Origin of the sequence: Hydrotalea lipotrueae, assembly GCF_019249625.1 — a bacterium.
Taxonomy (GTDB): Bacteria; Bacteroidota; Bacteroidia; order Chitinophagales; family Chitinophagaceae; genus Hydrotalea; species Hydrotalea flava.
Window position 1 is genome coordinate 12,500 of the sequence record NZ_JAESDL010000030.1, and the last position, 21,424, is coordinate 33,923.

General features: G+C 37.5%; 19 protein-coding genes. 8 read left to right on the top strand and 11 right to left on the bottom strand.

Going from position 1 to position 21,424, the window contains the following annotated elements; all coding sequences use genetic code 11:
• Positions 1–578: 578 nt before the first annotated feature.
• Positions 579–902 (bottom strand): LysR family transcriptional regulator, encoded by a 324-nt coding sequence (locus JK139_RS13975; RefSeq protein WP_218331729.1) that lies wholly within the window; start codon positions 900–902, stop codon positions 579–581.
• A gap of 150 nt (positions 903–1,052) precedes the next feature.
• Between JK139_RS13975 and JK139_RS13980 the strand changes: the two genes are divergently transcribed.
• The 7 genes from JK139_RS13980 to JK139_RS14010 all read left to right on the top strand — a co-directional run bounded on the left by JK139_RS13980 (position 1,053) and on the right by JK139_RS14010 (position 6,902).
• Positions 1,053–2,489 (top strand): NADP-dependent isocitrate dehydrogenase, encoded by a 1,437-nt coding sequence (locus JK139_RS13980; RefSeq protein WP_074420219.1) that lies wholly within the window; start codon positions 1,053–1,055, stop codon positions 2,487–2,489.
• A gap of 13 nt (positions 2,490–2,502) precedes the next feature.
• Entirely contained in the window at positions 2,503–2,754 is a 252-nt protein-coding gene (locus tag JK139_RS13985) for a hypothetical protein (RefSeq protein ID WP_218331694.1), read from the top strand.
• Positions 2,747–3,583 (top strand): DUF6671 family protein, encoded by an 837-nt coding sequence (locus tag JK139_RS13990; protein WP_218331695.1) that lies wholly within the window; start codon positions 2,747–2,749, stop codon positions 3,581–3,583. The genes JK139_RS13985 and JK139_RS13990 overlap by 8 nt, the downstream gene beginning before the upstream one ends.
• A gap of 9 nt (positions 3,584–3,592) precedes the next feature.
• On the top strand, positions 3,593–4,552 hold the full coding sequence (locus JK139_RS13995; RefSeq protein ID WP_218331703.1) for an L-threonylcarbamoyladenylate synthase: 960 nt from the start codon (positions 3,593–3,595) through the stop codon (positions 4,550–4,552).
• A gap of 3 nt (positions 4,553–4,555) precedes the next feature.
• Positions 4,556–5,908 carry a dihydroorotase gene (locus tag JK139_RS14000; protein ID WP_218331705.1) on the top strand — a complete coding sequence of 451 codons (1,353 nt, stop codon included), beginning with the start codon at positions 4,556–4,558 and terminating at the stop codon, positions 5,906–5,908.
• Between the two features lie 2 nt (positions 5,909–5,910).
• The gene (gene bioD, locus JK139_RS14005; RefSeq protein WP_218331707.1) at positions 5,911–6,519 is read left to right on the top strand and encodes a dethiobiotin synthase; all 609 of its coding nucleotides are present in this window, start codon (positions 5,911–5,913) and stop codon (positions 6,517–6,519) included.
• Positions 6,520–6,617: 98 nt separating this feature from the next.
• Complete coding sequence (locus tag JK139_RS14010; RefSeq protein ID WP_218331709.1) at positions 6,618–6,902, top strand: hypothetical protein; 285 nt, start codon at positions 6,618–6,620, stop codon at positions 6,900–6,902.
• Positions 6,903–7,214: 312 nt separating this feature from the next.
• On the opposite strand, the gene JK139_RS14015 is transcribed toward JK139_RS14010, so the two are convergent.
• Both JK139_RS14015 and JK139_RS14020 read right to left on the bottom strand, forming a co-directional pair.
• Positions 7,215–8,588 (bottom strand): D-alanyl-D-alanine carboxypeptidase/D-alanyl-D-alanine-endopeptidase, encoded by a 1,374-nt coding sequence (locus JK139_RS14015; RefSeq protein ID WP_218331711.1) that lies wholly within the window; start codon positions 8,586–8,588, stop codon positions 7,215–7,217.
• Positions 8,589–8,597: 9 nt separating this feature from the next.
• Complete coding sequence (locus JK139_RS14020; RefSeq protein WP_218331713.1) at positions 8,598–9,734, bottom strand: formimidoylglutamase; 1,137 nt, start codon at positions 9,732–9,734, stop codon at positions 8,598–8,600.
• A 76-nt stretch (positions 9,735–9,810) separates the two neighbouring features.
• Between JK139_RS14020 and JK139_RS14025 the strand changes: the two genes are divergently transcribed.
• Entirely contained in the window at positions 9,811–11,604 is a 1,794-nt protein-coding gene (locus JK139_RS14025; RefSeq protein WP_218331715.1) for a BatD family protein, read from the top strand.
• Here JK139_RS14025 and JK139_RS14030 read toward each other — a convergent pair.
• The 8 genes from JK139_RS14030 to JK139_RS14065 all read right to left on the bottom strand — a co-directional run bounded on the left by JK139_RS14030 (position 11,588) and on the right by JK139_RS14065 (position 21,353).
• Positions 11,588–12,295, bottom strand: coding sequence for a response regulator transcription factor (locus JK139_RS14030; RefSeq protein ID WP_218331717.1), 708 nt, complete (start codon positions 12,293–12,295; stop codon positions 11,588–11,590). The two genes, JK139_RS14025 and JK139_RS14030, sit on opposite strands and share 17 nt — an antisense overlap.
• Before the next feature lie 41 nt (positions 12,296–12,336).
• The gene (locus JK139_RS14035) at positions 12,337–13,320 is read right to left on the bottom strand and encodes a sensor histidine kinase (protein WP_218331719.1); all 984 of its coding nucleotides are present in this window, start codon (positions 13,318–13,320) and stop codon (positions 12,337–12,339) included.
• Positions 13,317–13,778 carry a gliding motility lipoprotein GldH gene (locus JK139_RS14040; protein ID WP_218331721.1) on the bottom strand — a complete coding sequence of 154 codons (462 nt, stop codon included), beginning with the start codon at positions 13,776–13,778 and terminating at the stop codon, positions 13,317–13,319. Before JK139_RS14040 ends, JK139_RS14035 begins: the two co-directional genes overlap by 4 nt.
• A gap of 81 nt (positions 13,779–13,859) precedes the next feature.
• The gene (locus JK139_RS14045; RefSeq protein ID WP_068242144.1) at positions 13,860–14,735 is read right to left on the bottom strand and encodes a YicC/YloC family endoribonuclease; all 876 of its coding nucleotides are present in this window, start codon (positions 14,733–14,735) and stop codon (positions 13,860–13,862) included.
• Between the two features lie 158 nt (positions 14,736–14,893).
• The gene (locus JK139_RS14050; RefSeq protein WP_218331723.1) at positions 14,894–16,270 is read right to left on the bottom strand and encodes a SusE domain-containing protein; all 1,377 of its coding nucleotides are present in this window, start codon (positions 16,268–16,270) and stop codon (positions 14,894–14,896) included.
• Between the two features lie 63 nt (positions 16,271–16,333).
• Positions 16,334–17,188 (bottom strand): SusE domain-containing protein, encoded by an 855-nt coding sequence (locus tag JK139_RS14055; RefSeq protein ID WP_218331725.1) that lies wholly within the window; start codon positions 17,186–17,188, stop codon positions 16,334–16,336.
• 123 nt (positions 17,189–17,311) lie between these two features.
• The gene (locus tag JK139_RS14060; protein ID WP_228733243.1) at positions 17,312–18,928 is read right to left on the bottom strand and encodes a RagB/SusD family nutrient uptake outer membrane protein; all 1,617 of its coding nucleotides are present in this window, start codon (positions 18,926–18,928) and stop codon (positions 17,312–17,314) included.
• 37 nt (positions 18,929–18,965) lie between these two features.
• Complete coding sequence (locus tag JK139_RS14065; RefSeq protein ID WP_317196312.1) at positions 18,966–21,353, bottom strand: SusC/RagA family TonB-linked outer membrane protein; 2,388 nt, start codon at positions 21,351–21,353, stop codon at positions 18,966–18,968.
• Positions 21,354–21,424 lie beyond the last annotated feature (71 nt).

A 21,424-nucleotide genomic window follows, 5' to 3' on the forward strand; every position in this document is an offset into this window, starting at 1 on the left:
GACACTTTGAAAGCGATATAAATATTCAATAGTTTTTAATTTACTTAAAGGAAAAGCCAGCCACGCAATTACAAGATGCCTAAATAAATCTTCCTTTATCTTATTAAAGCCAATACTTTCATATATTTTACCGAAAATAATTTCTGGCCCAACGGCTCTGTCACTTGCGCTTCCAATGGTTTCAAATACCTGTTCAATGACTGTATCATTTTCTCAAACAAATAATTTTGACTGACCATTTAATCGTTCTATTTCCTGCTTTCCAAGAAAAACCAATTTTTGAATTTGCTGTTCATTATCGCTATTGCCAATTGTTTTAACAACCTTATACTTCCCTCTTTGCTTAGAAATTATTTGTATAGAAATACTGCCGGACTTATTTTTCTTTTTTCTTAAAAACATCTACAAATATAGCAGTAGGACACTCATTTTCAAAACCCAACTCAATAGTAGCAAGGATTTCAGAGTATCATTTCAAAAAGTGCGGAAAACAGGAGAGTTACTGTTCTGCTCAATAAAAAAGCAATAGAAAAAACACTATCTTCCCGAGTTTTTATGATGAGGTGTTTATACATTTGTCATCCAAGCCATTCGATAATTCCCTGATGCTGTTTTAAAAAATCGGATAAAAAGCAAGGCATTACATATTTATCTGTTGAAACAACCGAAATTTTTAAACGACCAGCCAATTGTCCTTTGTGTGCCAAAGTTTTGTAATTGATGGCATACACTTGATTCAAAATGTTTTCAGCAGTAATCGCAATTTCTTTTCCAAAATGGGTAATAAATATTTTTCTTCCAACAATTTCTGTCAAAGGGATTTCAAATTGGTCTTGAAAGTTTTTGAGTTGAATAGACACAGCCGGTTGTGTTAAATGGAGTTCTTCGGCTGCTTTGGTAATGCTTTGAGTTTAAGTAATCTTTAAAAAAATCTGCAATTGGTTTAAGGTATAATTCATAAAAATTATTTATGTTAATCATTGCAAAAATAAATAGAAATATATGTTTTATTTTTCTCAATTTTACCCCATCAAAAAATAAACCAAAGCAATATGACAAAAATAACCGTAGCAAAAGGAGATGGAATAGGTCCTGAAATAATGGACGCCACTCTTGAAATTATTTTGGCAGCAGGAGCCAAAATTGACATTGAAGAAATCGAAGTGGGTGAAAAAGTTTACCTGGCAGGCAATACCTCAGGCATTGCCAAAGAATCATGGGACATTATTCGCAGAAATAAGGTGTTTCTAAAAGCCCCTATTACAACACCTCAAGGAGGTGGATATAAGAGTTTAAATGTAACAACCAGAAAATTTTTGGGGCTTTATTCCAATGTTCGTCCTTGTATGAGCTTGCATCCGTTTGTTAGAACCAAACATCCCATCATGGACATTGTGATAGTGAGAGAAAACGAAGAAGACCTTTATGCCGGAATTGAGCATCAGCAAACGGATGAAGTGGTACAATGCTTGAAATTAATCAGCCGTCCGGGCTGCGAAAAAATAGTTCGTTATGCTTTTGAATATGCTAAACAGTATGACAGAAAAAAAGTAACCTGCTTTACCAAAGATAATATCATGAAACAAACCGATGGCTTGTTTCATAAAGTGTTTGATGAAATTGCAAAAGAATATCCTGAGATTGAAAATGAGCATTGGATTGTAGATATAGGTGCAGCAAAAATGGCTGATACACCCGAAGTATTTGATGTAATTGTAATGCCTAATTTATATGGCGATATTTTGTCTGATGTTGCGGCTCAAATTGCAGGTTCGGTGGGTTTGGCAGGTTCGGCAAATATTGGTGAAAAGTGTGCCATGTTTGAAGCCATACATGGTTCAGCACCACGCAGAGCGGGACAAAATTTAGCTAACCCATCAGGTTTATTGCAAGGAGCAGTAATGATGCTCAACCATATTGGACAAACGGAGATTGCAGAAAAGGTTCAAAATGCCTGGCTTAAAACAATTGAAGATGGAACTCATACCTACGATATCTTTAAAGAAGGATTCAGCGTGCAAAAAGTTGGAACAAAAGAATTTGCTCAAGCGGTAATAGCCAATCTCGGAAATAAACCTGCCATGTTAAAAGCTGTTTCGTATGCGAAAAACTCGGCATTAAACTTACCAAAATATAAAAGAAAAAAAGCTGCTAAAAAAGAATTAGTAGGAGTGGATGTGTTTGTAGATTGGAGCGGAACAAATCCTGATGAATTAGCAAAAAGCCTTCATCAACTCGAAACCGATAAAGTAAAACTCTCAATGATAACAAACAGAGGTATAAAGGTTTGGCCCGATGGTTTTGAAGAAACATTTTGCACAGACCATTGGCGCTGCCGGTTTAAACCAACCGAAGGTAACTACATGACTAAAAAAGACATTATTGAATTGTTGGCAAATGCTGTAACTGAAAACCTGGATACCATTAAAACTGAAAACCTGTATGCCTTTGATGGTAAGCCGGCATTTTCATTGGGTCAGGGACAATAAAAAACAAAACACAATGAACATAGAACTCATACAAGGTCAATTCAACGCAAAAGATGCGATTGACATTATCACACAAATGATTCACATAAAAATAAAATTTCACGAAAATAAAATCAGCAAAAACAGCAGTGAAGAAGATATAAAAATGCGTGAAAAGAAAATCAAACAATTGCAAAAAGATTTGTATGAAGCAAGAAAATATATCGAACAAAAAGACAAGGCAATTAATATCAATGCCGAAATCGAAATTTCAAAAAATGTTTAAAGGAAGAAAACTATTAATTGCAACTAAACACCAAAAAGAAAAGGTAATTGCTCCTTTGTTACAAAAAGGGTTGGGAGTAGAATGCATTGTTCCGGAAAATTTTGACACTGATATTTTAGGAACTTTTACCGGAGAGGTTGAAAGAAAGGATGACCCTGTAACCACCGCAAGAAATAAATGCCTTCTGGCAATGCAATTATATGATTGCGATATGGCAATTGCCAGTGAAGGTTCTTTTGGTCCGCATCCTGCAATGTTCTTTGTTTATGCGGATGATGAAATAATACTTTTCATTGATAAGAAAAACGATTTAGAAATTATTGCAAGAGAATTAAGCACCGATACCAACTTTAATGGTGAAGAAATTAAAACGGAAAAGCAATTAAAAGATTTTGCTAAACGGGCTAAGTTTCCATCACACGGTTTAATAGTCAGAAAAGCAAAAGAAGATTTTACAGAAATAATAAAAGGCATTACTAATTGGGAACAACTAAGCACAACCTTCAATCAGTTTTTAAAAAAGTATAGAGTTGCTTATGTTGAAACGGACATGCGGGCAATGTATAACCCAAGCCGTATGCTGGTAATTGAGAAAGCCCTCCAAAAATTGATTGATAAAATCAAATCCTGTTGCCCGCAATGCAGCACCCCGGGCTTTGGAATAACCGAAGCCAAACCCGGCTTGCCATGCAATCTGTGTGGGTCTCCTACCCGTTCAACCCTCAGCTATATCTATACCTGTCAGAAATGTTCATTCCTAAAAGAAGAAATGTATCCGCATAAAAACATTACCGAAGACCCTACGTATTGTGATTATTGTAATCCTTAAAAGAACAACATGTCATTGATAATTACTGACATTGATGTAGCATCCGAATTTTTAAATAATGAAGATGTTATCGGAATTCCAACTGAAACAGTTTATGGATTAGCAGGGAATATTTATAGCGAAAAAGCGATTAATAAAATTTACGAAATAAAAAAAAGGCCTTTAATTAATCCGCTTATAGTTCATATAAAATCATTGGCTTACCTGGACAAAGTTGCTGTTGATGTTTCAGAAAGTGCATTAAAGCTTGCCAAAACTTTTTGGCCAGGTCCTTTAACATTAGTTTTGAATAAACATCCTTCTGTTCCTGATATAGTAACTGCAGGAAAAAGTACAGTAGCAGTAAGAATTCCGAATCACCCTGTTGCATTATCGCTTTTAGAATCTGTTAATTTTCCACTGGCAGCTCCAAGCGCAAATCCTTTTGGGTGTATTAGCCCTACAAGTGCTAAACATGTTGCCGGATATTTTAAAGATGAACTACAAATTATTTTAGATGGAGGGATTTGTAAAAAAGGTATAGAATCAACCATCATTGGTTTTAATAATAATGAGGTAATCTTGTATCGGCTTGGTTCCATTTCGGTGGAAGAAATAGAAACTGTGGCTGGCAAAGTAAAGATTGTTACTAAAAATGAAACAGAACCAGAAGCTCCCGGAATGCTTTCAAAACATTATGCTCCGGTTACAACTACAATTCTCACCAATGATGTACAAGAACTAATCAAAACATTCTCTGACAAAAAAATCGGATTGCTATTATTTAACCGGGAAATACGGGATAAAAAAATTATTCATCAGGAAGTGCTGTCAAAATCGGGAGATTTAAAAGAAGCAGCAGCAAATTTATATGCTGCTTTACATCGACTGGATAAAAATAATTTAGATATTATTATTGCGGAACGATTTCCTGATACAGGTCTTGGAAGAACTATAAATGACCGATTAGAAAGAGCAACTAAAAGATAGGGCATGAATACACTTATACGCAATGCTTCTGTAGTAAATGAAGGAAAAATATTTGTAGCTGATGTGTTGATTTTAAACGATAGAATTGAAAAAATTGTATCTGAAATTGATATGAAACTAAAAGCTGGTTATCAGGAAATTAATGCCGAAGGGCTGTATTTAATTCCAGGTGTAATTGATGACCAGGTTCATTTCAGGGAACCGGGACTTACTCACAAAGGAGATATTTCATCCGAATCTAAAGCCGCTGTTGCAGGAGGCATTACCTCTTTTATGGATATGCCCAATACCATCCCGAATACGCTTACACTGGAATTGCTGGAAGAAAAATACAGTATCGCTTCGCAAAAATCGCTTGCCAACTATTCTTTTTTTATGGGCATTAATAAAAATAATATAGAAGAAGCATTAAAAACAGATACGGAAAATGTTTGCGGAATTACAGATGACGGACTTTATTTTAATAATGATGAAGGGATTCTGGCTAATTACCCGGACTTCCTTGAAAAACTTTTTTCACGAACAAATACTTTAGTTGCCTTGCATTGTGAAGATGACAATATCATTAAAAGGAATACTGAAATATATTGGAAAAAATATGGTGACAACATACCTTTTAATTGTCACCCTCTGATAAGAAATGAGGAGGCTTGTTTAAGAGCTACTGAAAGAGTATTGTGTATTGCAGGTAAACATAACAATCGTCTCCATCTTCTTCATATCTCAACTTTAGCAGAAGCGAATCTTTTTAATAATAAAATCTCAATCCGGGATAAGCGAATTACAGCAGAAGCATGCGTTCATCATCTCTGGTTTTCTGATAAGGATTATGAAAAAATGGGATCCAAAATAAAATGGAATCCTTCCATTAAAACAGAAGCCGATAAAAATGGACTGCTGCAATCTTTATTAGATAACAAGTTGGATATTATTGCCACAGACCATGCACCACACACAATAGAGGAGAAAGCCGGCAATTATTTTCAGTCCCTCTCCGGATGTCCTTTAGTTCAGCACGCTTTGCCGGTTATGCTTGAACTTTATCATCAAGGGAAAATAAGTATAGAGAAGCTAGTTGAAAAAACAAGTCACCATGTTGCCGAAATTTACCGGATAAAAGAAAGGGGCTATATCAGAGAAGGATATTATGCCGATTTGGTTTTACTTGATATAAATAATCAATGGGAAGTAACTACTCAAAACCTTCTGTATAAATGCAAATGGTCGCCTTTATCAGGACAAATTTTCAAGAGCAGAATCACACACACATTTGTTAACGGAAACTTAGTGTATGAAAATGGAAACATTACAGGTGATATAAAAGGCAAAAGATTAAAATTTGAAAAAATAAGATAAATATGAAAAGAATATTTGTAACAGGTATCGACACTAATGTTGGTAAAACAATTGTTTCGGCTATTCTTACGCAGGCATTAAAGGCAGATTATTGGAAACCTGTGCAGTCGGGTGATTTACAAAATACCGACACTATGAAAGTTAAGAGTTTAGTAAATAATCCTGATACAGTTTACCATCCTGAGATATACAAACTTTCACAACCTTTATCGCCACACGCAGCATCTGAAATTGACAGAGTAACTATTAATTTGGAAGATTTTAATCTTCCGGAAACAGAAAATCATATAATCATTGAAGGTGCCGGAGGCTTGATGGTGCCGCTTAACAACCAATGTTTAATTGCCGATTTGATATCGCATTTGGGCGTTAGCGTTGTTTTAGTTTCAAGAAATTATTTAGGAAGCATCAATCATACATTGCTAACCATTCAGGAATTAAGACGCAGAAATATCCCTGTTCTTGGTATTGTATTTAACGGTGAACATACGCCACAAACAGAAATTTTCATTCAGCAATACTCGCAACTACCTGTGTTGTTTAGGGTTAAAATAGAAAAAACAATAAACAAGCAAACTATCTTGAAATATGCTAATTGTATTAAAATATGAATAATAAATTAACCTGTTGGCGGAATTAAATTTTTAGATGAAGCGTTAAAAGATGTCATGCAGTTGTCTAAGGAAGTGACTAAACCTACTTATTCAACATGCACAACATCAAAACAAATTTCGATAAAATAGTTGAGGTTCTAAAAGATATTTTAGGGGAAGCTGTAAATGAAAAAGGGAACTTTAAAAGGCGTGGAGTAGTGCCAAGATTTTCGGATATAGAAGTAATGGCATTAAGTTTTACTGCGGAATGTTTAAGTATTGATAGTGAGCATTATTTGTTTTCAAAACTTACATCGGAGTATGCAGTTGAATTTGAAAATATCATTGGCAGAAGACAATACAATGACCGCAGAAAGTTTTTATTTGAGAAAACAGAGTAGACGCGAAAGTTAATGGCAGCAAGGCCTAATAAACAAGCTGATGTGTTTGCTATAGATTCAATGCCATTAGAAATTTGCAAACTTAGTAGAGAACAAAGAAATAAAATGGGTAAGGAATCAGTCCATCATTCGCCAGATAAAGGTTACTGTGCATCGCAGAAAAAATATTTTTACGGATACAAATAATTTTAATTTACTCACGTCAGTATTATTTCCAATGGTGTTCGTGAATACTTCGTATTTCAAAATTTTTTGTGTGTGGGGTGTATTCTGCAAAAAGTATCCCGACAAAAAATGGATACCTCTCTTTTTTTAATGGGAGCGAATAAAAGCCGTAAGGTAATTTTCAACAGCTCTTCTAACCGCAGTGGCACTGCTTACATGGTTATTTACCAATACTGAAAATACAATGGGTTTACCGGATGCCGTAGTTACATAACCGCTAATAGCTACATGGTTGCTGAGAGTACCTGTTTTGGCAAATAAATTACCGGAAAATGGTTGGTAATACCCACTTAACGTACCCGCATTGGCGGCGGGTAAAATGGCAGTAATGCGTGGCATACCAAAACTGTTTTTCATTTTCAATAAAACAGCAATCAAATCGGCGGGAGTAATTAAATTATAGCGACTTAATCCGCTGCCATCCACCCATTTGGGTTTTTGGGGTAAGGCAGCAAAATCAGTTTCCAATAACCTGTTAATGATTTTTCTGTCATTCATTTCGCTCAGCAATTCATTGCTCACCATTAATAAACTCTGTTCCGCAAAAAAATTATCGCTTCTGTGCATCATTATTTTCAGCAGTGAATCGGTGGGTTGGGAATAGATGCGTTGCACATCGGGCAGGCGGTTCAGTGTAAAATTACTTTCGGTTACCGGCACATGCAGGGTATCGGTTAACAACTGTGCCAATAAACCGGTTTGAGCCGTAAAAAAAGGCACTTGTACACTGTGCATTTCTCTTCCCGAAGGAATCATTTCAAAGTGATTACTACCCAGGTTTCTTTTAATAGCATAGAAACGAGAACGGATATGATTGGGATTACTGACCTTATCTTGAAAATAAGCAGGTTCTACTTTTCCATAGGTAAACGTAGCCACATTGCCATAAACAGGCATGGCTGAGCGTTCGGCCATATAATCTTCTGAATAATCATCCCATGCCCATCCGGCACCTAAAGCATTGTCTTTCCAATTAGTGGTGGTTATCAAAATATTTTTTTGTTGCTTTAGAAACTGATATACCGGCTGGTTAGCAAAATCAGAAATTAAGAAAGTAGGATCGCCATTGGGTTCTACCTCAATGGTATCATTTCCTTTGTCCACATAACGTAAAGCTGTTAAGCTATCCCCTAAATATTGCATGGCCGCATAACAGGTTAATAATTTCATGTTACTGGCGGGTATAAAATATTTATCAGACTGATATTGAAACAGGTAATTACTGCTATCTGCATCTGCTACACAAATACCCACCTGTGCACCTTTAATGGCAGGGTTCTCTAACAGACTGTCTAATGCATCTGCTTTTTTTGCTACTGTTATATTGTTGATAACAGTAGCAGCATTTGGCGGTGCAGCCTGTATTTTTTTATGTGTGATACAGGAAGTAAAACAAATTACTGCAATAGCAACCGCAAGATAAGATTGAAGCTTTTGGAGCAGTGCATCCATCATTTTCATAATCAAATTTTATAAGCGTTCAGCATAACGTAACCAACGTTCGGGTATTTCATCGGTGCAGGCAATGATATAATCCATTTTACTGCAGGGAATAAATTTACCATCAAAAGTTTGCATCCACCATCTGCCTGTTTTTTTGCTTTGCATGAAAACAGTATCAAATTCTGCAAATGCCAAATGAAAAGAATTAAAATGTTCCTTTTCTTCGAAACGAGCTTCCTGTTTGCTTTTCAGCATACCATCCATCATATACCACAACATGTGTGCAATTTGTTTGGCAGTGAGGTTATGTACATCGTTATCAGCATTATATCCAAAAATACCCATGGCCTGTACGGTATGGCTCATACCGGCAAACTGCATTAATTTACAAGCCTCTTCGCCGGTAAATCCGTTTGGTGTTAAGCGGTTGGCCGGTGCATGTGCATGCTGAATGGCCGAAATATCAAAGCTGAATAAATGCGCATTGCGAATAGAGGGTTCTACTTCTTCCATATTTTCTTTTACCTTGCCCACCCGTACACAATCGAATCTTAATTTATCGATGGTTTGCAACATATTGGGATGCGTTAAATAACTCTGGAACCCGATATGATTGTAGTGTCTTAAATAATTGGGCTCTGAAGTTAACATTTGTATTAAAAAATGATCAGCAGGTGCAGGGCTATCCATATTTAAATCAATCACCGAATCAACACAAACTGCTTCTATAATTTTTTGTGCATCAGCAAAAGCCTGGTACAAAGCCAGTGTTTGATCGTGTGAACCGCCAATTACCATTACTCTTTTTCCTTTAGCCATTAACTCAAGCACTACTGTTTTTAATGCTGCATACGAATCGGATAGAGTAGCGCCTCGTTTTACATTACCGAGGTCGGCAATTTTTATTTCTTTGTGCCAGTAAAACAATTGATAAAATGCTTCGCGAATAGCATCGGTACCTGATGTATGGCTATGAATACCGGCACCACGCATATCATTACAACCCACCAATACCACATCGGCTTCTTCAATATTGGGAAAAGGTGCATCGGCTATATGCATATCAATTTGCCCCCCTATATGCGACTCCAGATACATTTGTTCATTGGCTATTGCATCAATAGGCAGCGGTTCTAAAAATTCAACCGTACTTTCAAAATTCATTCTAAACTATTTTCAACAAACATACATCATTGCGCAATATGTTTTAACCGCATATTAACCAGATTTTACTGAAAGCATGGCTGTAAGGCTTTATTTTTGTTTAGTACCTATGGTTCATTTGTTAAAATATTATTTACTCGTTGGTTTATTGACACTGCCCGGTGTTTCTGTATTTGCACAAAGCAACTTTCAAATTAATACCACCTATACCACAATCGGATTAAAAGAAACACTGCAGGTAAGCTATACTTATGCCGGTTTAGCAGAAATGCAAAATTGGGAAGCACCTGATTTTAAAAATTGGAATATTATTTCGGGGCCCGACTTTCAAACCCAACAGGTATATGCCAACGGAAAGTATCATGCAGAAAGTAATTTTGTATACTTACTACAACCTAAAAAAACCGGTAAATTGGTTGTACCTGCAGCCGGTTTACAGATCAACAACACTACTTTACATTGCAAGCCGCTTGCCATTACGGTACAACAGCAAATACCTGCCGATCATTCGCCACAAGCCGGTGTGCAAATGCCGGGAGGTTTTTTTGAACCCGATGAAGAAGAGGAAACTACCGGTATAGAACGCAATGCCATTTTATTTCCGGGTGAAGATGCAGCGCAAAAAACGAAAGAGAATATTTTTGTTCGGGTAGAAGCCAGTAAAAGCAAATGTGTAGTAGGCGAGCCTATTTTGGTAACCTATACCCTTTATTCCCGGCTACGAACTTCGGCCAAACTCATTCAGCAACCGGCATTTAATGGATGTACGGTGTATGAAATGACCACTCAGGATTTACACTCTGAAAAAAAACAATGGAATGGGAAAATGTACAACACTTTCATAATAAGGAAAGTGCAACTGATACCATTAACCACGGGTACCATTACACTCAATGCAGCCACCGTTCAAAATACAGTAACATTTTATACGTTAAAAAACAACGCCGTTAATGGATCTGTTGACTACAGCGGTTTATGCAGTAATGCACCAATGCAACTAACAGTAATGGCATTGCCCTTGCGTAACAAACCCGAGCATTTTACAGGTGCTATTGGCCATTTTACCATGAATGCCCGTGTGGAAAAAAAGACTGACACGGCGGGTGATGTAAATAGATTAGTGATTGAAATAAAGGGAAATGGCAATTTCTCATCGGTTACAGATCCTGCCATTATTTGGCCTAAAAATATTGCCCATTACTCAATTGCAGAGGAAAGTGAAGTGAATAAATTAGTATATCCTGCTGAGGGTACTAAAACCTTTACCATACCTTTTACCTGTAAACAACAAGGCAATGCCGTTATACCCGCTATTACATACAACTTTTATAATACAGAAACAGGTGATTATCAAACCATTCAAACAGACAGTATTCCCATTCAGGTGGGGCCTGCTTTAAAAAATTTCATCAATCCTGATTTGTATACCCAAGGTAATACCAATCCAACATATATATGGATTATTCCCGGCATTGGACTGATTGTAGCCATTGGGTGGTGGATTGTATATGGCAGGCAAAAGAAAGCCGCAGCCAAACAAGAGCCTGGCCTGGCATCAGCAACACAAATCAATAAAACTACAGCACAAGAAACCGGTATAACAGCAAATACACAGGAGTCGCCAATTGTTCAACCGATTGAAACCAATCATATTTACGAATTACTAACCATACCAGACGATATATCCTTTTTTAAAGCAGTGAAAGCTATGGCATTGGTAGAAGAAGAGCGGGAAACAGATAGCAGCAGAAAAGAGGCATTACAGGAATTAATAGCGGCATGTAACCGGGCATTGTATGCGAAGGTGGCTAATACCAACAGATATGACATTGCAGAGCAGCTAAAAATTTTATTTATTCCTCCGGCGTAAACTTATAACCGGAGCCTCTTACTGAATGAAAGTATTTAGGATTTTTACTATCCTGCTCAAAATATTTCCGGAAGTTTAGTATAAAATTATCAATGGTTCTGGTAGTGGGGTACACATTGTAACCCCAAACCACCTGTAAAATTTTTTCACGGGATACCACTTCCCCTTTGTTTTCAATCAGTAATTTCAACAGCATGGCTTCTTTTTTGCTCAAATCTACTTTTGTGCCATTCCAGGTAATGGCTTCCTGCGCTTTAAAATCAATTTTGTTATTTCCAAAATCATATTGCTCGCCAATGGTTTCTTTTACCTGCAATTTTTTATTCTTTTCAATCAGTTTTTCTATTCGTATTAACAGCTCTTCTAAATTAAAGGGTTTGGTTAAATAATCGTCGGCCCCTTTTTTTAAACCCAGCACCCGGTCGGCTCCTGTATTTTTTGCACTTAACATTAAAATAGGCACTTCGTTATTATTTACCCGAACGGTTTCTGCTATGCTAATGCCATCTACTTCGGGCATCATTACATCTAATATAATTAAATCAAAATACTCATTAGCAATAGCTTTTAGCGCCTCACTTCCGTTATAGGCAGAAGTAACGGTATAGCCTTCTAACTCTAAATTCAGTTTTAAAGCTTCGTGTAAGTTTTCTTCATCATCTGCCAATAAAATACTTGCTTTTCCTGCCATTTCTTCTATATTGATTTGTTATAAACTTTCAACAACAACAATTACGCTTCCAACAAAGGAAATGTTACTTTAAAAATACTGCCATTGGGCAAATTATCCAATACCTGTATGGTAGCGTGGTGTTGTTGTGCAATTTTTTTACACAAGTACAGACCTAACCCGGTACCCTTTGTGCTCCGCACATTTTCATTACCCGTTCTGTAAAATTTTCGGAATATTTTTTTCTTTTCTTCTTCTGCAACACCGGCACCTTCATCTATTATTTCCAATACAACATATTGTGCATGCGCAGATAATTGTAATAAAACAGGTGCTGATTTAGGCGAATACTTCAGCGCATTTTCAATTAAATTATTGATGAGCATTTGTAACAATAACGGTTCACCCATTACGTAGCAATTCTCCTGAATGTGCGCCTGAATAGTGCGACCGGGGAAACGATTGATGGCTTCTTTTACACAAGTATCCGCCAGTGCTGCCATATTCAGCTTTTGATGACTGACTGTGTAAGCCCCGCCTTCTAACTGTGCCATAAATAAAATATTGTTGCAAAGTGTATTTAAACGATTGGTTTCCTGCAGGGTATTGCTCAATAATTTTTCCTGAACAGCGGGTTCCAATTTTCTTTTTTGTAAAGTTTCTAAATTAAGTTGTGCAACGGCAATAGGGGTTTTTAATTCATGCGTAACAGCCATCATAAAATTTTGCTGTTGCTGCGATAGTTTAATCTGGCGGCGTGTGGCGCGGTAAACAAATGCAGCGCCAATCATAATCACCGCTAAAAAGGTAAGCCCCTCTCCTATATATTGTGCGGTTTTGCGTTGTTTTTCCTGTAAAATATTGGCTACATGGTTTAAATAATTGGTATCTGAAGTTTGAATTTCCTGAAGTTTTAGCGAGGTCATTGCATCATTTTGATGATTAAGCGCAATAAACCACCAAAGCAAAGCAGATAAAATATAGAGCAGTAATACCCAATACACGGTACTTACTATAATTAATCTGTGCTTAAAGGTTAGCTTCATGGTGTAAATTTTTCTATCCTGATTCCTGCATTCAACACATGTTGCAGCGGATCTTCCCGCATTAACTGTTGCAGGGTAAATGTATATTGTCCCTTTTTTAATTTAGCAGGTAACGCATTAAAAGCCACACGATGGTCTACAATATCATCCAGTGCTGTACCTAACCAACCCATATTGTTGGCAAGGGTAAATTCTCTGTTGAAGCTATAGGTTGAATCGGGATCATGAACAGTAATATGCAGCCAAATGTTTTTGTAGCGATAGCCATCTTCATGCCTGAACACTACATACAAATTATAGAAGGCATTGGTATCGGTAATATTAAAATGAAAAGAAGGGGTATCGGTACTGCTCCAGGTATGACTTGGAAAAGGAATTGATTTTTCAAATACATTCAGAGTAGTACATGCGGTCATTATCAATACTACCATAACAATAAAGAAGTAGCGATGCTTCATAGGTTGAGGTATATTTTGATGAGAAACAGCCGGCAGCTATTTCTACTTAAATTGAGTTGTATTTAAAAATAACGTTACTTGTTATAAAACGTTCAATACTTGTTCCTTCGCTTTTTCCAATTCATCTTTCATTAATACCACACATTTTTGAATGGCAGCATCATTGGCCTTTGAACCGGTGGTATTGATTTCCCTGCCAAACTCCTGCAATATAAAAGAGAGTTTTTTGCCTTTGCTGCTTTCGTTGGCTTCAATAATAGAACGGAAATAGTTACAATGATTTTGCAACCTAACCTGTTCTTCACTGATATCAATTTTTTCAATATAGTAAATGAGTTCCTGTTCTAACCGGTTTGCATCATAATTATCTTTTCCTACCCATTCTTCCAACAATTTTACAATATTCTCCCTTATTTTTTCGCGACGTAAAGGTTCTAAAGCTGCAATTTGTTTTTGCTGTGCTTCAATATTCTGCAGGCGCAGCAATAAATCTTTTTCAATAGACTTACCTTCCTGTAAACGATGTTGTTTTAATTGTTGCAGGGCGGTGTCCAATATTTTTTTAAAGCTTACCCATTCCTCGTCAGTCATTACTTCGGTAGTATTCACCACCACTTCGGGTAATCTTAAAACAGCCGCCAGCAGGTGATCGGCCTCTGCATTCAGTTCATGTGCTATTTGCACAACTGAGGTATAGTAAGCTTTTAACAAATCGGTATTAATGGTTACGGGTTTTGCACCGCCATTTTGTTTTAGATTGATGATACATTCTATACTTCCTCTTTCCAGCGATTCGCTTAACATACTGCGAATATCGAACTCAAAAGGTTTTAGCATGGCAGGCATCTGCAATCGCAAATCGAATTGTTTGCCGTTCAGGGAGCGGAGTTCTACAATAAATGTTTTATCACCAATACTTTGTTCTGTTCTTCCATAACCGGTCATTGAATATAACATAATACCTTTTTAGTGTTTGCAAAGTAAGCAATGTTTAATTGTAATGTATCAATGACTGATGAATTGTTTACCTGATACCGGTAAAAACAGTAGCCAAGCACAGGCATAAAAAAGCCGGGCAGTAGTGTACCCGGCTTAAAAAAAAGAATAAGAAAAAATTATTGAATGGTGTAAGTATAATAACCCGCACCGGTTAAGTACAAAATAATTTTATGTGTACCTGCAGTAAGGTTAATGTTATCGCCACCAGGGTCTAAACTACCATCGGCACCGGTATCGCCATAATTTAAGCCCCAATCGTGATTGGCGCGGAACTTAAACTGATCGCCTGCAGTTGCAGTAATGGTACCTGACCAGGTATTGGATCCTGCATCATACGTTAAATTAATATCATTGCTCCAGCCACTGGCACTAAAACTACCAATTACACTCCAAGTAGTTGCTGTAGCTGACCAGGTATTGTTATTAGTATTGGCTACAATATGGTAGTAACCGCCGGCCGGAACACTAAGGTTACCTCCGCTCGGACTTAAGGTGCCTCCGCCACCATCGCCCAATACATTATTCCAATTGGGTGCGGTTGTGAATTTAAACTGATAGGAACCTCCGGAAGGAATGTTGATGTAACCATCGTAATTACCATCGTTTTTAGGAGAACCGAGGTTAGGCGCTGTAGCCGGATTCCAGCCCTGATAATCGCCGGGAACCCATAGCAAACCAAATTTCTGTGCAGATACTACAGTAAAAGTGCCATGCTGAAAATCGACCGTAATGGTATAAATACCGGTATTGGCCGGGCCGGGAATATTATCGCTTAGGTTGGCACCAAAACTACCACCGGCGCTTAATCCGGGAACAGTTTTATCGGCTACGGAATATTTATTGCTCCAGTCGCCATTTACAGGCAACAAAAGGTATTCAGCGCCACCATTCAGATAAAAATTACCCTGATAGGTTACAGAATCGAGCATTTTGAATTGTTGTGCAGGTAATGGTACCGGATTGCTCCATGCCCCTGCTGTGGCACTGCCTACTAAAAAAAGTGTTTTAGAAGCAGGTGGCGTTACTTTGGGTGGAACTTTATATGTTGTAAAGTTAATCGTAACTACATTTGATTTCAGTTGCTCATTGTTATTGGCATAAGAGGAAGTAATTCTAAAATCAATGGGGTATTTGGTGTTGTAAGCAAAGCCAAAGCCCAGCAAAATATTATTCAAATCTTTTGCTGTAAAAGAATAGCTGCGGGTAACATTCACCACACGGGTAACTTCTTTGGCAAAATTTCTGCCGGAAGAGTCGATTTCAACAATAAACTTCACATTAGAAGTATCAACGGAATAATTGGGATTTGTCCAGTTCAGTGTAAGCACTACTTTATCGGAATCGGCCATGGCAGGCGCAATACTAGTAGCTGATGCACTTAATGTTACCACAGTGCCAGGCTTATAAGTAGGCAAGCTTCCCACCTTATCGCAGGCAGTAAAAATTACTGCAAGAAGTAAAGCAAGAAAGCTGAGTTTAAAAATTGGTTTCATATATTTATTTTTTCTTATTATCAATTGTTGTTTAGTAAACCTGTTCAGTAAGTTGAACGTATGTTATTGTTTAACAACTGTATATTTCCCTTTTTGAAAATCAACGGTAATGGTATACGTACCCGGAGCAGTGGGGCCGGGAAAATTATCACTTAAATCATAACCAAAACCACCACCGGTTTCTGTTGGACTTAATGATGCTTTTGTGGCATATTTATGCGACCAGTCACCATTTACCGGTATAAACAAATATTGATTAGCAGATGTAGTATTATCACCTCCACTCATTTGCACCGTAATAGTATATAATGTTGGTGTTACTTGTTTAAACTGCAACTGCGGTGTTGGTACCGGATTGCCCCAAGAATTTAATTTAGGATCGCCACCAATTAAAAATAATTTTCCTGATGCTGGTGGTGCTACTTTAGGAGGAATGGCATAGGGTGTAGCAGTAAATTTCAAAACATTTGAGAGCAAGTTGGTTGCTTTTACTGAGTTGATGGAAGCGGTTACTCTTATTTCAATATTGTGCTGTACGCCAGGGGCAAGTCCCAACTGGTTCAACAAATAATCGTTAAACTGGCTTTGTGTAAATGTGATGCTTAAATCGGTACTAACGGATACTGCTTGACGATTAGGATTGGTAAAATTAGAACCTGTGGTATCTATTTCAATTAAGTAAGATACATTTTGTGAACTAATGCCCGATGTGAACATGTAGTTTGGATTGGTCCAATTTAAGGTAAATGCAGTATTGCCTGCAGTAGCATAACTTAACGGAATGTTACCTGTTACCGATGCAGTTAACACCGGAGCAGTGCCACCCTGAAAGGTATCGATGGCATCATCTTTTTTACAAGATGCAAACAATGCCATGGCTACACCGAAGATGAGGAGTTTGGCAAGTAATGTTTTCATTTGTGTATATTTTAAAATGTTTATTTATAAAGAATCTGCTGTTTTATTTTCAATATTCGCTGTATAAATTTCTTTATTTTAATACAGCTGCCAACATTTTGTGGAAGGCCGGCAGCCTGAAAATTAATAGCCCGGATTTTGCGTTAAGTTGGTATTAGAAGATACATCTGATGAAGGCAATGGATACAGGTTTCTGTAATCGCCTACAGATGTTCCGGTAGGCACGCCACCTTTCCAAGGCCATAAATAGGCTGATGTTGTGAACTTGCCATAGCGAATTAAATCGGTTCTTCTAAATCCTTCCCAATACAATTCACGAGAACGTTCTGCTAAAATAAAATCGAGTGTTAAATCAGCTGTTCCAATATTTCCTGCAGTGCTGCCACCATAAGCACGGGTGCGCAATTGATTGATATAGGTTAATGCCTGTGAAACGCTGCCACCTGTACCCCCACGTAAAACCGCTTCTGCATAAATTAAATACATTTCAGGCAGGCGGAATAAGGGAATATCAACATCGGCAAATGTGGGATTAGAGCCATTATTGCCCGATGTTAATACATTAGGTGTGGTAGGCCTTGTTTTATTGATGAATTTTTGAACGGCATATCCATCGGTAAAAGTGGTGAGTGAATTGATTTCCAGATTTTGTCCGCTGGTATAAAATTCAGCACGTTGGTCGGCATTGCCGTTGGGGTCAGGAAATAAATTCACTAAACTTTTAGTGGTTCGCATACCGGCCCAGGCCGCATCCAATCCATAATCGCCGGCATTCATGCTGCCGCCTAATGAACCGTGGCAGAGGAATGTTGAACCGCCATAATTTTGTGTTTTTAAACCATCATAGTTAATGGTAAAAATAAATTCATTGGTATTTAAGTTATTATCTGCACGCATTAACCACCGATAATCGGGCATTAAACTATAGCCTTCATTAATTACTTTAGAAGCATAGGTAATTGCATCAGTATATCGAGCAGTTCCGGTATACACCTGTGCATTCAAATAAATACGTGCTAATAAAGCTTCTGCTGCAGCTTTATCGGCCCTGCCATACTGGTTAGCTTTTGGTGCCGGCAAGCTGGAATCACAGGCTTTCAATTCAGATTCAACATAGTTGAATAAGTCGGCACGTTTAATTTGTTTGGGCAGGAATGAACCAATGGCATCCTTCTCCGTTGCAAATGGTGGATTACCAAATAAATCCATGAGCACACTGTATTGATAAGCTCTTAAAAAACGTGCCTCTGTTCTAAAGCTGCGAATATTATCTGCATTGGTTCCGGTAATGCCCCTGGCCGCCAGATTAGCATCAGAAGCCTGATTGATAAAATTGTTACAGAGTGTTATTTGATAAAAGGAACGATAATACAAACCTTGCAACATGGGGTTATTGGCAGTCCAGTTCATTAAATGAAAATCTTGTAAACCCGGATCGCCCCAGGCCACAACGGCTTCATCAGTACTTAACTCCTGTGCATTCCAATACAGACGAAAGAAATCGGAAGTACCTTCATCAATTCCCTGAATATCGCCACTACCGGCCGGACCCTGATTTCCGGTTAATGCAAAACTGCCATATACTTTTGCAGCCGCTTCTATATACCCCTGCGCTGTACTAAACACCTGATTGGCGGTTATACCATTGGTGGGGGTTAGATCTAACTTCTTGGTGCAGGATATCATTACTCCTGCTGCCAGTGTAGCCACCATTGTTATTTTAAGCAAATTATTTTTCATATCTTATTTTTTATAATTGTAGCAAATGGAATTTTGATTAAAAATCTAAATTCAGGTTCAATACAAATGTTCTTGGCCTGATATAGAAATTGTTGTCTATACCGCCGCTAATTTCAGGATCGGTGCCTTTGTAATCGGTAATCACAAACACATTCTGAACACTGGCGCCTAAACGCAAGCCCACTGTATTTTTAAACACTTTCCCGAAATTGTAGCCTATGAAAATATTATCCATTCTTAAGAATGAGGCATTCTGTACATAATAATCAGACAAGTAATAGTTGGTGCCATTGCCAGTAAAGTTGGTATTTAATACATCAGATGAACCATTACTCAAATAACCTAAAGGATTCAAAATATTCTTCATGGTACCGGTGCTGGATGCTACGTTGTTGTATAAGTAGTTACCCAGGTTGGCTCGCATAGAAAAACCACCATTCCATTTTTTGTAATTTAAATTAGTATTAAACCCTAAGAATACACGAGGATCGGCATATTTATAACGGTATAAATCGCTGGCGGTAATAATACCATCTCTGTTTAAATCGGCAAATAAATTTTCAATGGGTTTGCCTGATTTATCATAAATCTGTTTATACACATAAAATGAACCACGCGGATAACCAACTGAGTTAATTAAGATGGTATTTCCGGTTCCGCCTGAAATACCACCGTATAAGTTACCCGGATAATTGGGATCATTAGAAATGGTTAATTTGGTAATTTTATTGGTATTGTAAGTAATATTAAAACCTACATTCCACTCTAAATCTTTGGTACGAACCGGTGTGGCATTAATGGTAAATTCCAAACCTTTGTTTTCCATATCGCCCACATTAGCCACAATTTGGTTAGAGAAATTGGTACCTGCAGGTTGGTTAATCAGGTTTAACAAGTTGGTTGTTTTTCTATAATAATACTCAATGCTACCGGTAATACGATTGTTGAGAAAGCCATAATCTAAAGCAATATTACTAGTGGCGGTTTGCTCCCATTTACGATTGGCATAATAACCACCGGGGCGGAACATTTGGTAATACGTTCCCCCAAAATCGTATTGCGCGGTTGCATTACTTAAACCATAATAAGAAATATAATCGTAGTTACCAATACCATCCTGCTGGCCTGTGATACCATAGCTGGCTCGTAATTTTAAATCAGACAATGCATTTACATTTTTCAGAAAATTTTCCTGATTAATTTTCCACGCAACGGCTACAGATGGGAAATTACCCCAACGGTTATTGGGACTAAAGCGAGAAGAACCATCGCGACGGAAAGTAGCTGTTAATAAATATTTATCGGCATAAGTATAATTCAAACGGCCGAAATAGGAAAGGATGGTATTCTCGGGTTTATCGAACGGATAAGTAGGATCTGAATTAGGTGCTTTTACGCCGTTAGCAGAATAATCGGCATAATAATAATTGGTAGTTAAATAATCGTTGTATTCATAACCACCCATTACGTCAATGCGGCTACGTATTGATTTTAAATCTTTTACATAATTCAAATAAAACTGTAAAAAGGTATTGGAATTGGTTTGTTTGTAGTGGTCATTCACACCACTATGGTAATTACCATTGCCATCTACAAAGCGTTTGTAGCTGGCGGCAGCACTATCGGGTACATAAATGGTTCCTTCACCCTGAGAAATATCATAACTCAAATTCAATTTAGCATGTAAGTCGGGCAGGAAGTGTACTTTATAATCGAACTGAGCACTACCAATACTTCTTTGCACGGTGCTTTTATCTTCCCGCATCATTAACAAGCCCAATGGGTTACGAGGCGCAAGGCCTTTTAATCCGCTGATGGAAGTAGGATCTAACCACTCCCAATATCCGCCAAAACGATTGCTGCCGGAGTATACCGGTTGTGTTGGATCGAAATTAACAGCAGCACCAATAGCACCCTGGTTCGCAAAACGGCTTTGGCTGTAAGTACCTAATACACTTAATTGAATATTTAAATGATTATCAAACAAATGCGGATTTAAGTTTATACTTAAAGATGTTCTTTTTAAGTTATCGGTTTTCAAAATACCATCCTGATTTAAAAAGCCCGCTGAAATTCTGTAGGGCATATTTTTCAAAGAGCCCGACATACTTAGCTCATTATTTTGGCCCAAAGCAGTATGGTATATTTCTTTTTGCCAATCAGTATTGGCATTACCCATTAATGCTTTTTGTGTAGCATTACCATTGGCATTTACGTATGCACGAAACTGCGTAGGAGTTAATACCGGCACTTCTTTAGTGGGCGTATATACCGATAGTTGTGATGTAAAGCTGAATTTAGGTTTACCTTTTGAGCCGGTTTTGGTAGTAATAATGATAACACCATTTGAACCACGGGCCCCATAAATAGCGGTAGCAGAGGCATCTTTCAGCACAGTAAAACTGGCAATATCATCGGGATTAATTAGTCAACCCTCAAAAAGTAATTTTCAATGTTCGATTAAAAATATTGTTGCAATAAAAATTTAAAAGTTGC